Source organism: Streptococcus sp. 27098_8_134 (assembly GCF_041431675.1).
In the GTDB taxonomy this organism is placed as follows: Bacteria; Bacillota; Bacilli; order Lactobacillales; family Streptococcaceae; genus Streptococcus; species Streptococcus sanguinis_R.
The window spans coordinates 352,992-367,846 of sequence record NZ_JAPVYD010000002.1; the positions used below are offsets into that span (position 1 = coordinate 352,992).

Sequence of the window (14,855 nt, forward strand, 5' to 3'; positions counted from 1 at the left end):
GAGGATGAAATGGTAGGAGGAGCTTTAGCTATTGATAAGCTGTCAGTTGAGAATGCTTTGAAGGAACTAAAGAAAGAGCAAGAAAGGACAGCTATTCGAGCGGTTATTGCGGCTAAGAAACTAGTCATTGCTCAGGAAGGGATTGAATTGCAGGATTGGTTTAATGGTCACGCTGAGAAGATGAAGTCTTTTGCGGCGACGGTCTTGGTAGCGGATTTGAAAGGTGGCTTTACTGGTAAGGCTGCCGAGGCAGCGGAGAGTGCTTTGCAGTCTGTACCCCAGCCGAACTTAACAAGTCCAATCATTGGAGGATAAACTGTGACTCTACGCCAAAAGAATATTGAAGAGTTAGAAAACGCATATATTAAAAAAACGAGGCAATTTAATGAGTTTGAATGGGACTGTGAGGATTTGCGAAAGGATGTGCAAAGGCATACAGAAGACTTGGCTGACTGGGTTTATTATTTCTATCGTCGGACATCAAGTAGACATTTTAATTCGATTTCTAATCAGCTGTTTTACCTACAAGAGGAGTTTGAAGTCAAACTGAAGCGCTTTGAAAGACGCTTGGAAGATGAGAGAGAAGTTGAAAGGAAGAAATTTCAACAGGAGCTGGATCGGTTGTGTCGCCAAGGATATGAGGAGGATTAGTTTTCTCTGATATACTAAACGAAAGTTTTCACCAAACTAAACAGAGTGAGTCTCTCAAAACAGTATTTTTGAGATTGTTGAACAGATTTATAAAGTTAATAAAAAGAATATAGATGTCTCATTTTACTAGACACACACAGGAGAGTATTAATAAGCAGACTAGAAATAGCTACTGATACTGAAATATTTGACGTAATTTGATATACTAGGAAGCAAGTATAATTTTTTTGATTGACTCGGAATGGAGGCGCTTATGAAACTGAATGTGAATCTCCCGCATCATCCCTATGATATTCTCATCGAAAAGGGGTCTTTATCTCAGGCTGGAAGTTGGCTGCGTCAGCTTTGGCAGCCTCAGAAGGTAGTCATCGTCACGGACAATCGAGTGGCTCGACTCTATGCGGAAAAGGTCAAGCTGAGCTTGGAAGCGGCTGGCTTTGAGACTTTTGTCTTTGACTTTTTGGAGGGTGAGGCCAGCAAGAACTTAAAGACGGTCAACAAAGTCTATGAGTTTTTGGTCAAGGTTGGTTTGACCCGCAGCGATGGTATCGTGGCCTTGGGTGGCGGAGTTGTCGGAGATTTGGCAGGCTTTGCTGCTTCGACCTATATGCGGGGCGTGCATTTCGTGCAGGTTCCGACTAGTCTGACTGCTCAAGTGGACTCCTCTATCGGTGGTAAGACAGGTGTCAATACGCCTTGGGCTAAGAATATGGTCGGCACTTTTACCCAGCCTGACGGAGTTCTGATTGACCCAGAAGTCTTGCATACTTTGGGTCAGCGGGAACTGATTGAAGGCATGGGCGAGGTGGTCAAGTACGGCTTGATTGAGGATAAGGAACTCTGGGAAGAGCTGTCAGAAATGGATGGCAGTCCAGAGTCTATTTTGGAGCATGCAGAGAGCATCATTTACCATTCCTGTGATGTCAAGCGTAAGATTGTGGTTGAGGACGAGCTGGATAATGGCGTCCGCCTCTATCTGAATTTCGGCCATACTATTGGGCACGCTATTGAAGCGACAGCAGGCTACGGAAAAGTCATGCACGGTGAAGCTGTGGCGATTGGCATGGCACAGGTTTCCCGCGTCGCTGAAAAGAAAGGCCTCATGCCAGCTGGGATTACAGAAGACATTATCCGCATGTGTCAGAAGATTGGCTTGCCGGTGGATTACCAGCCATGGAATGAGAATGCTCTCTATCAGGCACTGACCCATGATAAGAAGGCTAGAGGCAACTCTATCAAGCTAGTACTGGTGCCTGAGTTGGGTTCGGCTAGTATTCACCAGATTCCGCTGGAAGAGATGAAAGAATTTCTGAAGAAATGAGTGCCAGATGGAGTTTAAGACGATTGGACAGTTTGGATAAAAATAGACAGATTGTCCAGTTCTTTCCATCCCAGAAATAGGAGAAAATGTATGAGATACTTAACAGCAGGAGAATCCCACGGACCACGTCTGACAGCTATTATTGAGGGGGTGCCGGCTGGTCTTCCTCTGACCGCTGACTATATCAATGCTGAGCTCAAGCGTCGTCAGGGTGGGTACGGCCGTGGTGCCCGCATGAAGATTGAAAGCGATCAAGTCGAGATTACGTCTGGGGTTCGGCATGGCTTGACCATGGGCGGTCCGATTACCCTCAATGTCACAAATCTGGATCACCAGAAGTGGCTGGAGATTATGAGTGCGGCAGATGTGGATGAAAAGAAAAAAGGGCTGCGCAAGATTACCAAACCACGCCCTGGCCATGCGGACTTAGTCGGAGGTATGAAATACCGCTTTGATGATTTGCGAAATTCTCTGGAGCGTTCTTCTGCCCGCGAAACGACCATGCGTGTGGCAGTCGGAGCAGTAGCCAAGCGTTTGCTGGAAGAAATCGGTGTGGAGGTAGCCAGCCATATCGTAACCTTTGGCGGCATTGATATTGATGTGCCGGCCGATCTAACTGTAGCAGAAATCAAGGAAAGAGCTGCCCAGTCAGAGGTTTCCATTGTCAATCCTGAGCGCGAAGAAGAAATCAAGGCCTACATTGATCAGATTAAGAAAGACGGGGATACCATTGGTGGTGTCATTGAGACTGTTGTTGGCGGTATTCCGGTTGGTCTGGGCTCCTATGTCCAATGGGACAAGAAGCTGGATGCCAAGATTGCTCAGGGAGTCGTGTCCATCAATGCTTTCAAGGGAGTCGAGTTTGGCGTGGGCTTTGAAGCCGGTCGTCTCAAGGGCAGTCAGGTAATGGATGAAATCCTCTGGTCTGAGGAAGATGGCTTCACTCGCAGGACCAATAATCTAGGCGGCTTTGAGGGCGGTATGACCAATGGTCAGCCAATTGTTGTACGCGGCGTTATGAAGCCCATTCCAACCCTTTATAAGCCACTGATGAGCGTAGATATCGAGACCCACGAGCCTTATAAGGCGACAGTAGAGCGGAGCGATCCTACAGCTCTGCCAGCGGCGGGTGTTGTCATGGAAAGCGTGGTGGCAACAGTTTTAGCCACCGAAGTTCTGGAGAAGTTCTCTTCGGACAATCTGGAAGAACTGAAGGATGCGGTAGCCCGCCATCGGGAATTTGTCAAGAACTTTTAGAAGAAAGGAGTGGGCATGGAGAGAAAAACAGTCTATATCGCAGGTCTGGGACTGATTGGAGCTTCTTTGGCTCTGGGCATCAGGCGAGCTCATCCTGAGATTGAAATTCTCGGCTATAACAGAAGTGAAGAATCAAGACAGGTTGCCCTGGAGCGAGGAATGGTAGACCGGGTAACGGATGATTTTGCCGCCTTTGCTCCATTGGCTGATGTGATTATTCTGGCTGTGCCCATCAAGCAGACCATAGCATTTATCAAGGATCTAGCGGAGCTGGACCTGAAGGAAAATGTTATCATCTCAGATGCTGGATCGACCAAGGCTGAGATTGTGGCAGCTGCAGAAAAGTATCTGCAGAATAAGCCCGTCCGCTTTGTCGGAGCTCACCCGATGGCCGGAAGTCACAAGACCGGAGCCAAGGCTGCCCATGTCACTCTCTTTGAAAATGCCTATTATATCTTTACGCCCTCTAGCCTGACCAAGTCTGGTACGCTTGAGGAAATGAAAGACTTGCTAAGTGGTCTTCATGCCCGCTTTATCCAGGTGGACGCAGCCGAGCACGACCGAGTGACCAGTCAAATCAGTCATTTTCCGCATATCCTAGCCTCCAGCCTTATGGAGCAAGCGGCAGCTTATAGCCAGGAGCATGAGCTGACCCAGTCTTTTGCGGCCGGTGGTTTTCGAGATATGACGCGGATTGCGGAGAGTGAGCCGGGTATGTGGACCTCTATTCTCTTGACTAATCCTGAAGCTATCTTGGAGCGGTTGGAAGATTTTAAAGATCAGTTAGACAAGGTGGCCGCAGTGATTGAGGCTAAGGACGAGACAGCTATCTGGGAATTTTTCGACCGAGGGCGACAAAGCCGCAAGCAGATGGAAATTCATAAGCGGGCCGGTGTAGATAGCTTTTACGACCTCTTTATTGAGGTGCCCGACGAAGAAGATGCGATTTTGGGTATTTTGGAGCTCCTGCGGGGAATTTCAGTCGTCAATATTCGTATCAACGAGGAAAACCGTGAAGATATCAACGGTATTCTGCAAATCACCTTTAAAAATCACCAAGATTTGGAAAAATCTGCTAAAATAGTAAGAGAAAATACGGATTACCTAGTGTCCGAAGACTAATATAGATTGGAGAACTCTATGTCAAATATTTATGATTTAGCCAATGAACTGAGCAGAAATCTGCGTGAGTTGCCTGAGTACAAGGCCGTCGCAGAAAGCAAGAAAGCAGTGGATGCTGATAGCGAAGCGAAGGCTATTTTTACAGATTATCTGGCTTTCCAGCAAGAACTGCAACAGCTGGCTCAGACTGGTCAGGTACCGACTCAGGAGGTGCAGGACAAGATGACTTCCTTTGGTGAGAAGATTCAGGGCAATGCTGTTCTTTCTGAATTCTTCAATAAGCAGCAGCAACTGTCCATCTATCTAGCGGACATTGAGCGTATCATCTTTGATCCGGTGCAGGATTTGCTTAAGTAAGTTAATAAAAAAGAAGAATCTGGGATGAATACCCGGATTCTTTTAGCTTTAGCTAGGATTCCAGAAATTTTAAGAATTTCTGGTCTTTTTATGATAAAATAAGAAGCAACAAAGGAAAGTACGAGGTCACCTATGAAATTATCAACCAATGTAAGAGGCCTGAAGGGCCGTATCCGCGTACCTGGAGATAAATCCATCAGCCACCGTTCCATTATTTTTGGAAGTTTGGCCAAGGGGGTCACTACTGTTCGTGACATTCTGCGAGGAGAAGATGTGCTGTCTACCATGCAGGTTTTTCGTGACTTAGGCGTGCAGATTGAGGACGATGGAAATCTAGTCAAGATACATGGCGTAGGATTTAAAGGTCTGCAAGCACCGAAAAATAAGCTGGATATGGGGAATTCTGGAACGTCTATCCGTTTGATTTCTGGTGTTTTGGCTGGCCAGGATTTCGAAGCAGAGATGTTTGGTGACGACAGTCTATCCAAGCGGCCTATGGATCGGGTGACCATTCCCCTTCGGCAGATGGGAGTCGAGATTGCTGGTCGGACTGAGCGTGATTTACCACCGCTCAAGATGAAGGGAAGCAGGGAACTGCAGCCTATTCATTATCAGCTGCCAGTGGCTTCTGCTCAGGTTAAGTCGGCCTTGATTTTTGCTGCCCTGCAGGCTCAGGGAGAGTCGATTATTATAGAAAAGGAAATCACCCGTAATCATACAGAAGATATGATTGCCCAGTTTTGCGGGCAAATTGAGGTCAAGGGCAAGGAAATTCGCATTCAGGGCGGTCAGGAATTCACTGCTCAGGAAGTGACGGTTCCAGGTGACATTTCCAGTGCGGCCTTCTGGCTGGTAGCTGGATTGATTGTGCCGGACTCTAAGATTATTTTAGAAAATGTCGGCATCAATGAAACTCGTACAGGTATTCTAGAAGTGATAGAGGCTATGGGAGGACGGATGACGCTGTCAGATGTCGATCCAGTAGCCAAGTCTGCAACCATCACCGTTGAGACTTCTGAGCTTAAGGGTACGGAGATTGGCGGTGAGATTATCCCACGCTTGATTGATGAGTTGCCGATTATTGCGCTTCTGGCGACTCAGGCTCAGGGACGGACTGTCATTCGTGATGCAGAGGAGCTCAAAGTTAAGGAAACTGACCGTATCCAGGTAGTAGCAGACGCTCTCAATAGCATGGGTGCAGCTATTACCCCGACGGAAGACGGCATGATTATCGAAGGGAAAACACCTCTTCACGGCGCCCAGGTCAATACCTTTGGCGACCATCGCATCGGGATGATGACGGCGATTGCTGCTTTGTTGGCTCAAAGCGGTCAGGTGGAACTTGAACGATCTGAAGCTATTAAGACTAGCTATCCAAGCTTCTTCAGAGACCTGGAGGGTTTGATGCATGGCTAAGATATTGCTGGGCTTTATGGGAGCTGGAAAATCCACAGTGGCTAGAGGCTTAGCCCAAGACTTTGTCGATATGGATGAACTGCTCTGCCAGCGGCTGGGCATGTCTATTAAGGACTACTTTGATCAGCAAGGTGAAGCGGCCTTTCGGTCTGCTGAAGCCCAGCTCTTGGCTGAGTTGATCGATACGAACTTGGTCGTCTCAACTGGCGGTGGTGTAGTCGTCAGCTCGGAAAACCGCAGATTACTTGCTCAGAACGCTGACAATATCTATCTGAAAGCAGATTTTGAAACGCTCTATCAGCGAATTCAGCAGGATGCTAAGCAGGAGCGACCTTTGTTCTTAAACCAGATCAAGTCAGACTTGCAGCAGATTTTTGAGCAGCGTCAGGCCTGGTATGAGGAAGTAGCGACCCAGATTGTCGATACGAGGCTCAAAAGCCCGCAGGAAATTATTGAGGAAATTCAATGAAAATAGCATTTTTAGGTCCCAGAGGCTCCTTTTCTCACCATGTAGCCCAAGCTGCCTTTCCCAGCCAGGACTTGGTGCCCTATCAGAATATCACCGATGTCATGAAGGCTTATGAGGCTAGGGAAGTGGATTACTCGGTCGTTCCGGTGGAAAATTCCATTGAGGGCAGTGTCCACGAGACGCTGGACTATCTCTTTCATCAGTCAGATATTCAGGCTGTTGCTGAAATCGTTCAGCCCATTAAGCAGCAGCTTTTAGTGACTGATTTAGAAAAGCCAATTGAGAAAATATTTTCTCATCCGCAGGCTATTGCCCAAGGAAAGAAATATATCCGTCAGCATTATCCGCAGGCTGCCATTGAGGTGACAGCTAGTACAGCCTATGCAGCTCGTTTTGTAGCAGAGCATTCTGAAAAGAATTTTGCGGCTATTGCCCCGCGCACGGCTGCAGCAGAATACGGGCTCAAAGTAGCGGCCAGCGACATTCAGGAAATGGAAGAAAATTATACCCGCTTCTGGATTCTAGGTCATGAGATACCTGAGCTTGAACTGACTAAGACAGGAGACAAGCAGACACTGGCTTTGACCTTGCCGGACAATCTGCCAGGTGCTCTCTATAAGGCTTTATCAACCTTTGCTTGGCGAGGGATTGACCTGACCAAGATTGAGAGCCGACCTCTAAAAACGGCTCTGGGAGAGTATTTCTTCATTATTGACATTGACAACGAGCAGAAAAAATTGGCGGATTTTGCCTATCAAGAGTTGACAAGTCTTGGAATTACTTATAAAATTTTTGGTAGCTACAGTGTGTTTCTGATTCAGGACAAGTAGCAGTAGATTGGAGAAGAGATGAAGAAACCAGAAAATCTTAGCCATCATGAACAGCTCCGCTTAGATTATCTCTATAAAAATTATTATTATCTAAACGATAAAGAAAAGAAAGAATTTGACTATTTGCGTCAGAAGTCCAAGGGGATTGGCAGTTCAGCCAGTGCGCCGGACCATGAAGAGCAGCCGCATACAGTTAGTGACGCCTATGAGCAAGAGCCTGTTGAAATGGATTCTTCTGGCCTCTTGCCCAAGTACCCTGAGCGTTCTTCTCGCAGCAGAAGACAAAAGAAGGCACCCGAAGCTCTGGCAGGAGCTGGTCTGGGACAAGACAAGCCCAAGAAACCCCGCAAAAAAATTCGCTTGAAACGGATTCTGCTTTGGGCAGGGATTTTCCTGCTGATGGTCTTGGGGGGCATGATTTTCATGTTTATCAAAGGCTTGACGACAGCTCATAATGGAAATTCTAAACCAGCAGAAACAGAATTCTTTGACGGCAAGGATACTAAGGACGGAGTGAATATCCTCATTCTTGGAACGGACGGCCGAGTTGGTGATGACTCGACTGAGACACGGACCGACTCCATTATGGTCTTGAATGTTGGTAATAAGGACCATAAGGTAAAATTGGTCAGCTTTATGCGTGATACCCTTATTCACATTGATGGCGTTAGCAATGAGTACACGGATCCATCGCAGGCAGATTACTATGACCAAAAGCTCAATTCTGCCTACACGATTGGGGAGCAAAACCACAACCGCGGTGCAGACTATGTTCGCCAGATGCTCAAAGATAATTTCGATTTGGACATCAAATATTATGCACTGGTGGATTTCCAGATCTTTGCGACAGCTATTGACACCCTTTTCCCAAATGGCGTCAGCATGAATGCTCAGTTCTCAACGATTGATGGGGAGAAAGTGACTGAAGTTGAAGTGCCAGATGACCTGAATATGAAAGACGGTGTGGTGCCTAATCAAACAATCAAGGTTGGTCAGCAGCAGATGGACGGTCGGACCTTGCTCAACTACGCTCGCTTCCGTAAGGATGACGAGGGTGATTTTGGCCGGACCCGCCGCCAGCAGGAAGTTTTGACAGCTGTTTTCCAGCAGGTCAAAGATCCGACCAAGCTCTTTACCGGGTCAGAGGCTCTTGGTAAGGTCTTTGCCTTGACTTCGACCAATGTGCCTTACAGCTTCCTTTTGACTAATGGTCTCTCTATGGCAGGAGATTCCCGCAATGGGGTTGAGCGCCTTACGATTCCGGAAAATGGCGACTGGGTTGATACCTATGACATGTACGGTGGCCAAGGACTCTTGATTGACTTTGAAGCCTATAAAGAAAGACTGCAGCAAATGGGTCTCAGATAAGATATATGATATAATGAAAGGTAGGACGATGTCCTGCCTTTTCTTTTGGGAAATGGCAGAGCGATAAAGCAGAAAGAGAAAAATATGTTAAAAAAGAATGATATGATTGAAGTTGAAATCGTGGATCTGAGCCATGAGGGAGCAGGGGTGGCCAAGGCAGAAGGCCTGGTTTTCTTTGTGGAAAATGCCCTACCGGGTGAACTCATCCGTATGCGTGTGCTCAAGGTCAACAAAAAAATCGGCTTTGGCAAGGTGGAGGAATTTCTCCGTACTTCAGACCAGCGCAATGAAAATCTTGATATGGCCTATCTGCGTACGGGGATTGCCGACTTAGGGCATCTGAACTATCCAGCCCAGTTAGACTTCAAACGCAAGCAGGTCAAGGACAGTCTCTATAAGATTGCTGGTTTGTCCGATGTAGAGGTGCCGCCGACACTTGGTATGGAGCAGCCGCTGGGCTACCGTAATAAGGCTCAAGTGCCTGTCCGCCGTGTCAATGGCCAGCTGGAAACAGGATTTTTCCGGAAAAATTCCCATGACCTCCTGCCGATTGAAGATTTTTATATTCAGAATCCAGTCATTGACCAAGTTATCCTCTTTACACGTGATTTGCTGCGTCGTTTTGACCTCAAACCTTATGATGAGCAAGAAAAGACTGGACTCATTCGCAATCTGGTAGTCCGTCGTGGCCATTATTCAGGGGAAATCATGGTAATTCTGGTGACAACCCGACCTAAAATTTTCCGAGTAGAGCAGCTGATGGAGCGCTTGACAGAGGCTTTCCCAGCTATCAAGTCCATCATGCAGAATATCAACGACCAGCCCGGCAATGCGATTTTTGGAAAAGACTGGCGAACGCTTTATGGTCAAGACTACATTACCGACCAGATGCTGGGAAATGACTTCCAGATTGCTGCGCCCGCCTTTTACCAAGTCAATACCGAAATGGCAGAAAAGCTTTATCAGACAGCCATTGACTTTTCCGAACTGACTGCAGATGATATGGTTATCGATGCCTACTCCGGTATCGGGACGATTGGACTCTCTGTTGCTAAACATGTCAAGCAGGTCTATGGTGTGGAAGTGATCCCAGAAGCGGTCGAAAATAGCCGAAAGAATGCAGAAATCAACGGCATTGCCAATGCCAGCTATGTCTGCGCTCCTGCTGAAGAAGCCATCCAAAACTGGCTTAAAGAGGGCATCCAAGCGGATGTTATCTTAGTCGATCCACCACGAAAAGGCTTGACAGAGAGCTTCATCAAAGCCAGCGTCAGCATGGAGCCCCCAAAAATCACTTATATCTCCTGCAATGTCGCAACCATGGCGCGTGATATCAAACTCTATCAAGAATTGGGCTATGAATTGAAGAAAGTGCAGCCGGTGGACTTGTTTCCTCAAACGCACCATGTCGAGTGTGTAAGCTTGTTAGTGAAACGTAGCTAATCCTCAAAAGGTTCCCCAAACCTTTTGAGTTCCGCAGACGCATCATGTTGAGGCGGTATCACTGCTTGTAAGAGCTGAGGTATCAGCGAAGTAGAAGTAGATGCTCCTCCCATGGGATAGGACTCGTAGAATGAGGAGGGAAACCGACGAAATGATACGGAAAGTCTGAACCGCTGAGTGTGTAGCTTTGCTGGTGAAAAACTAGGAATATTTAAGCGAAAGTAATTCAAAAATCCTTGTTTTTAAATTTTTGACAGTTCAAAGTATTAGTAATCGAAATAGGTTAATGCGAGTATGAATGAAATTATTGTACGTAATCTAAAGAAAAATTTTCGTGGTAAAGTTGTATTGGACATTCCTAGCTTTGAATCGCATTCAGGAGAGATTGTTTCTATAGTGGGCACCAATGGTGCGGGTAAATCAACTTTCATAAAAATTATCTCTGGCTTAATGTTACAAGATGCAGGTGATGTATTTGTTTTTGGCAGTAAGAATACTTCGAAAGATATTCATAACAATGTCAAGCTTGTACTAGAAAGCGGTAGAGGCTACTACGAATACCTGACGGCAAATCAAAATATTGATTACTTTTTACATTTGAATAAAAGTTCGCGTGGTCAGGTTAAGGATGAATTGGAGGATTTATTTAATAAACTAGCTTTCCATCCCTATGTTGATGTATTGGTGTCCGAATTGTCACAAGGAACGAGACAAAAATTGTCTTTGATTATTGCGTTACTTTGTAAGCCAAAAGTATTGTGTTTAGATGAGCCAACCAATGGTCTGGATGTCATTGCAAAAAAGCAGTTTGCGAAATTATTACTAACTCTCAGTCAAGAAAAAGGAACCATTGTTCTCATGACTACTCATGATATCTATTTTGCAAAAGAAATATCAACAAGAATTTGTATCATGAGTAGAGGCGAAATAATACAGCAAGGTAGTTTCTCAGAAATCTTTGGGAAAAATACTAGGTGGATTAAATATAGAATTGGTATTTCAGATTCTGAAAAAGATGCTTTTGAGAGGCTGTTTCCTGATTTATCTTATCAAGTAGAAAACGAAAGATTGATTGTTGAAGTAAAAGATAGTCAGGTGAAAAATAATATCTTTAATAATTTTGAGATAATATTTTTTGAAGAAGTTGAGGAAAGCATCGAAGAAATATTGTATGAGGTTATCAATGATGATTAAAGAAATAAGAAGGGAGTTAAAGAGGCAGCTGCAAGAGATGATGCAGTTTAAATTTAATTTATTTTTTTCAAATTTTGGAATTTTGATAATGGTTTCAGCTTATCTTCAATACTTTAAAAATACACAAAGTAAATTTTTATTGTTATGTTTGTTATTTACTTGGTATTTTACGAGTCATAGTATTACGCATCCAACTTTTTTTATTGAGGATGACCTTTATGACAGAACTTTGATTAGTGTAATCCAGAGTAGTAAGAGTGTTTTTCATGTTTTAATGTTTAAAATTATTGTTCAGATATTGGTGGATCTAGTTAAAGCCATACCTATATTTATTATTTTATCCACGTTAAATGATATTGATTTTCCGGATAGTATCTTAAAGTTAGTTGCGAGTCTCGCTGCATGTATGCTAACTATTATTAGCATATATGGTTTAGGCTTTTGCCTATCAAGTCTCTGCTTCATTTTTAATCGTACTTCTAGCATTACATCGTTAATTTCTTATTTCATGCTGTATTTTACTGGCATACTAACACCGCTAGGTGGTTTATTTGGCTTTATAGGAAAGCTTTTCCCTTACTATGCCTTGAGAAATTTTATTATTTCTCCGTCCTACCAGAGTGTTTTTTTAATTATAGTTTATTGTGCAGTCTATTGGTCAGCTGGAACTTTCCTATTTTTCACTTTATTGAACATTGCTAAAAAAAGAGGGAGCCTTTTCCATGTTTAGTGAATTAAGAAGATATTTTAATTATAGAGTTCGATACACGTTTGATAGTATTTGCGAAGTGATTTATTCCATGATTTTTATTACAGGAATCATTATTATTTTCAATAGTGATAAACCGATAAATCTACTCTATTTTTTTATTTATTATTCCATAACTAATGTGATATTGCTTGCTAATGAGGAGTTGGAATTTGAAATTCGCACTAATCAATATACAAATATCAAAACAACTAGACGTACACCAATGATGATTTATATTGCTAGATCAACAACTTATTTTATTTGGTCAACGCTCATTTTTTTGATTTCAATTATTCTATCTCATATGTTTTTTAATGGAAAATTTTTTATGCCCTCATTCCATTTAGTGGATTTGATTTTGATGTCAGTACTTAATTATGCTGTATTTTTTGTGTTATATACCATGGCAATTAAGTTAACAGAGCACTTTAAACGAGTATCCGTCTTATTGAATTTATTTAATACCATAATGCTATTTTATTCTGGACTAGTATTTCCAGCTCCCTTTGTTAGCTATGCAGATATGTTGAATATATTTTTGAATAAAAAATAAAAGTAAATTGCTATGTTTAGAACTAGTTATTTAAGTCTTTCTCTGAAAGATTATAAAGTAGCCCTACGTTTAATGGTTTCATTCAAATATTCAGGCTCCTATTATATTCCCGTCTAGAAAAAACGACTATCTAAGTTGGTAAATAACTTCAGGAGGTTTATACGCTATGCTTAGATCTTATGTAACTAAAAAGTATTTATTCTTCTATTTTGTGGCGATTATGATTACTTGGCTGGAGGCTGTCATTACACCAGCTTTGATTCAGTATATTGTCTCTAGTTTTACCAATCACCAGTTGCATTTGCTGTGGCAGGTCTTGATTTGGGGGATTGTGGGGAATTTGATTCTCTTGCTGGGTTTGGCGGGGAAACGCTATTACTATGCACGAGTGGTGACGGACTTCAAGTCGGGCATTAAGCAGGCTATCTTTCAGACTTTCTTATATAGCCGTCGGATAGCGGATGAAGAGGTCTTGTCCGACCTGGAAAATGATGTAAAACAGCTAGAAGATAACTATATTGAGCCGACTGTCATTATCTTTTCTTCTTTGGGATTTACAACCGTCTCCATCTGTTATGCTCTCTGGACAAATTTTTATCTCGGCTTGCTCTTTATCATTTTTTATTCGATACCTGTTCTTTGCAGTGGAATTGGCTCTAAACGCTTGGATACGATTACTAAGCAGAAATCCCTAGCTAACCAAGGCTACGTCTTTCAAGTGACCAATATGATTGCGGGTGCTCGTCCGATACGGTATTATCTGGGACAAAGCTTATTTTACAAACTGTTTTCCAAAGATTTACACAAGGCTTTAAAGCAAGAAATCGCCTATGAAAAGCAACGGACTTTAAACAGTCTCTTTATCAATGGGATTGATGCCTTTTGCTCGGTCGCGCCGATTGTCATTGGTGGTTTCATGACTTATTATAACTTCCTATCTGCAGCCAGCTTTGTTGGGATTTACCTAGTATCGCATAATATTGGCTACCAATTTCAGGAGCTATCTTACTTTATCAATACTAGAAAATCAGCCAAGTCTCTCTGTGATAAATATCAAAAATTGCTGGGAGAGGACTTGACGACGCCTTTTGTTCTTGAAAGTTCTGTCTTTCCTATCCAGCTAGAGCAAGTCAGAGTAGAGTGTGATGGCCAAGAAATCTTAGCCCCTTGCGATCTTACCATTGAGGAAGGAGAAAAGATTGCCATTATCGGAGAAAGTGGGTCTGGGAAAACAACCTTATTGAACCTAATCTATGGAGAAATCAAGCCTAGTCAAGGTCGGATTCGCTACCATGGACAAGAGCTAAGCTCGGATGAACTTTATCAGGCAGGAGCCTACATTCTCCAGTCCAGTCATGTCTTTGATGGATTGACACTAGAGGAAAATATCGCTTTGGGACAAGAATTGGATTCCGTTAGGATGGAGGAAATCCTGCAGCAAACCGGTCTGAAAGCTCTCCAAGGCAAAACATCCAGTAATCAAACCCTGTCAGGTGGTGAGAAGCAGCGCTTGGAAATTGCCCGTGCTCTCTATCACAATCGCCAATTTATCCTAGCTGATGAAGTCAAAGCCAATCTGGACCTTAAAAACCAAGAGAAAATCAATCAACTTCTCTTCTCTCTCCCACAAGCAATCGTAGAAGTGATTCATCACTATAGCGAAGAGGACTTGAAGCGCTATGATAAGGTGATAAAACTGGATAGATAGGTGGAGGCATAGATTTCAAAAAGGAGTGGCAGAGGCCGCTCTTTTTGTGGATTGGAAAATAAGATGATTAGCTTTTTTTCTGTTTAGTGAACAATTTATGGGATAATATACTTTAAAAATTTGTTGACAGATTATAATCTTAGCAGTATACTAAAACTGTCCAATTAGGACGTTTTCAAGGGTAACTAATAGCCACCTATATATTCTTGGTCTTAAAACCAGAAAGGAGGTGAGAGCTATGAACTTGACTGTCTTGATTGACTGGAAGTTCGTTGTTGCCCTTGGTGCAACTGCAGTTGGCATAATTTTCGCTATGAAAATTGATGAGTCTGCAGTTGAGAGAGTTTCGATTCATGCGATTGAAGCTAGTAAGGAGTACGCAGTTTCTATTAACAGTAATTGTTGACTCCTATAC

At 43.5% G+C, this 14,855-nt stretch carries 16 protein-coding genes; all 16 read left to right on the forward strand.

Annotated features, from left to right (window positions below; translation table 11 throughout):
* The first annotated feature begins 9 nt into the window (after window positions 1-9).
* The 16 genes from O3620_RS06235 (at window position 10) to O3620_RS06310 (ending at window position 14,846) form a co-directional block, all read left to right on the forward strand.
* Window positions 10-315, forward strand: a complete 306-nt coding sequence (locus tag O3620_RS06235) for a hypothetical protein (protein WP_002900036.1) — start codon at window positions 10-12, stop codon at window positions 313-315.
* A 3-nt stretch (window positions 316-318) separates the two neighbouring features.
* Window positions 319-651, forward strand: a complete 333-nt coding sequence (locus O3620_RS06240) for a hypothetical protein (RefSeq protein ID WP_002900038.1) — start codon at window positions 319-321, stop codon at window positions 649-651.
* A gap of 253 nt (window positions 652-904) precedes the next feature.
* On the forward strand, window positions 905-1,972 hold the full coding sequence (gene aroB, locus O3620_RS06245; RefSeq protein ID WP_032909563.1) for a 3-dehydroquinate synthase: 1,068 nt from the start codon (window positions 905-907) through the stop codon (window positions 1,970-1,972).
* 90 nt (window positions 1,973-2,062) lie between these two features.
* Window positions 2,063-3,229, forward strand: coding sequence for a chorismate synthase (gene aroC, locus O3620_RS06250; protein WP_002918768.1), 1,167 nt, complete (start codon window positions 2,063-2,065; stop codon window positions 3,227-3,229).
* A 15-nt stretch (window positions 3,230-3,244) separates the two neighbouring features.
* Window positions 3,245-4,351, forward strand: coding sequence for a prephenate dehydrogenase (locus O3620_RS06255; protein WP_002913402.1), 1,107 nt, complete (start codon window positions 3,245-3,247; stop codon window positions 4,349-4,351).
* A gap of 18 nt (window positions 4,352-4,369) precedes the next feature.
* Complete coding sequence (locus O3620_RS06260; RefSeq protein WP_002900045.1) at window positions 4,370-4,708, forward strand: YlbF/YmcA family competence regulator; 339 nt, start codon at window positions 4,370-4,372, stop codon at window positions 4,706-4,708.
* A gap of 132 nt (window positions 4,709-4,840) precedes the next feature.
* Window positions 4,841-6,124 (forward strand): 3-phosphoshikimate 1-carboxyvinyltransferase, encoded by a 1,284-nt coding sequence (gene aroA, locus O3620_RS06265; RefSeq protein ID WP_002913403.1) that lies wholly within the window; start codon window positions 4,841-4,843, stop codon window positions 6,122-6,124.
* Complete coding sequence (locus tag O3620_RS06270; protein ID WP_002900048.1) at window positions 6,117-6,593, forward strand: shikimate kinase; 477 nt, start codon at window positions 6,117-6,119, stop codon at window positions 6,591-6,593. Before aroA ends, O3620_RS06270 begins: the two co-directional genes overlap by 8 nt.
* Complete coding sequence (gene pheA / locus O3620_RS06275) at window positions 6,590-7,423, forward strand: prephenate dehydratase (RefSeq protein WP_268688688.1); 834 nt, start codon at window positions 6,590-6,592, stop codon at window positions 7,421-7,423. Before O3620_RS06270 ends, pheA begins: the two co-directional genes overlap by 4 nt.
* An 18-nt stretch (window positions 7,424-7,441) precedes the next feature.
* A complete protein-coding gene (locus O3620_RS06280) occupies window positions 7,442-8,791 on the forward strand; it encodes an LCP family protein (RefSeq protein ID WP_371601541.1) in 1,350 nt (449 codons plus the stop codon).
* 84 nt (window positions 8,792-8,875) lie between these two features.
* The gene (rlmD, locus tag O3620_RS06285; protein ID WP_371601542.1) at window positions 8,876-10,234 is read left to right on the forward strand and encodes a 23S rRNA (uracil(1939)-C(5))-methyltransferase RlmD; all 1,359 of its coding nucleotides are present in this window, start codon (window positions 8,876-8,878) and stop codon (window positions 10,232-10,234) included.
* A gap of 294 nt (window positions 10,235-10,528) precedes the next feature.
* Window positions 10,529-11,428, forward strand: a complete 900-nt coding sequence (locus O3620_RS06290) for an ABC transporter ATP-binding protein (RefSeq protein WP_371601543.1) — start codon at window positions 10,529-10,531, stop codon at window positions 11,426-11,428.
* The gene (locus O3620_RS06295; RefSeq protein WP_371601544.1) at window positions 11,418-12,158 is read left to right on the forward strand and encodes an ABC transporter permease; all 741 of its coding nucleotides are present in this window, start codon (window positions 11,418-11,420) and stop codon (window positions 12,156-12,158) included. Before O3620_RS06290 ends, O3620_RS06295 begins: the two co-directional genes overlap by 11 nt.
* Entirely contained in the window at window positions 12,151-12,732 is a 582-nt protein-coding gene (locus O3620_RS06300) for an ABC transporter permease (protein WP_002897295.1), read from the forward strand. Before O3620_RS06295 ends, O3620_RS06300 begins: the two co-directional genes overlap by 8 nt.
* A 166-nt stretch (window positions 12,733-12,898) precedes the next feature.
* On the forward strand, window positions 12,899-14,440 hold the full coding sequence (locus O3620_RS06305; protein WP_371601545.1) for an ATP-binding cassette domain-containing protein: 1,542 nt from the start codon (window positions 12,899-12,901) through the stop codon (window positions 14,438-14,440).
* Window positions 14,441-14,678: 238 nt separating this feature from the next.
* A complete protein-coding gene (locus O3620_RS06310; protein ID WP_002918774.1) occupies window positions 14,679-14,846 on the forward strand; it encodes a hypothetical protein in 168 nt (55 codons plus the stop codon).
* Window positions 14,847-14,855: the final 9 nt, after the last annotated feature.

Coding starts and splice junctions, on each gene's coding strand:
- aroB (WP_032909563.1), top strand. CDS start 905: ATGAAACTGAATGTGAATCTCCCGCATCATCCCTATGATATTCTCATC.
- O3620_RS06290 (WP_371601543.1), top strand. CDS start 10,529: ATGAATGAAATTATTGTACGTAATCTAAAGAAAAATTTTCGTGGTAAA.
- O3620_RS06305 (WP_371601545.1), top strand. CDS start 12,899: ATGCTTAGATCTTATGTAACTAAAAAGTATTTATTCTTCTATTTTGTG.
- O3620_RS06270 (WP_002900048.1), top strand. CDS start 6,117: ATGGCTAAGATATTGCTGGGCTTTATGGGAGCTGGAAAATCCACAGTG.
- O3620_RS06300 (WP_002897295.1), top strand. CDS start 12,151: ATGTTTAGTGAATTAAGAAGATATTTTAATTATAGAGTTCGATACACG.
- O3620_RS06310 (WP_002918774.1), top strand. CDS start 14,679: ATGAACTTGACTGTCTTGATTGACTGGAAGTTCGTTGTTGCCCTTGGT.
- O3620_RS06295 (WP_371601544.1), top strand. CDS start 11,418: ATGATGATTAAAGAAATAAGAAGGGAGTTAAAGAGGCAGCTGCAAGAG.
- O3620_RS06280 (WP_371601541.1), top strand. CDS start 7,442: ATGAAGAAACCAGAAAATCTTAGCCATCATGAACAGCTCCGCTTAGAT.
- rlmD (WP_371601542.1), top strand. CDS start 8,876: ATGTTAAAAAAGAATGATATGATTGAAGTTGAAATCGTGGATCTGAGC.
- O3620_RS06255 (WP_002913402.1), top strand. CDS start 3,245: ATGGAGAGAAAAACAGTCTATATCGCAGGTCTGGGACTGATTGGAGCT.
- pheA (WP_268688688.1), top strand. CDS start 6,590: ATGAAAATAGCATTTTTAGGTCCCAGAGGCTCCTTTTCTCACCATGTA.
- aroA (WP_002913403.1), top strand. CDS start 4,841: ATGAAATTATCAACCAATGTAAGAGGCCTGAAGGGCCGTATCCGCGTA.
- O3620_RS06235 (WP_002900036.1), top strand. CDS start 10: ATGGTAGGAGGAGCTTTAGCTATTGATAAGCTGTCAGTTGAGAATGCT.
- O3620_RS06260 (WP_002900045.1), top strand. CDS start 4,370: ATGTCAAATATTTATGATTTAGCCAATGAACTGAGCAGAAATCTGCGT.
- aroC (WP_002918768.1), top strand. CDS start 2,063: ATGAGATACTTAACAGCAGGAGAATCCCACGGACCACGTCTGACAGCT.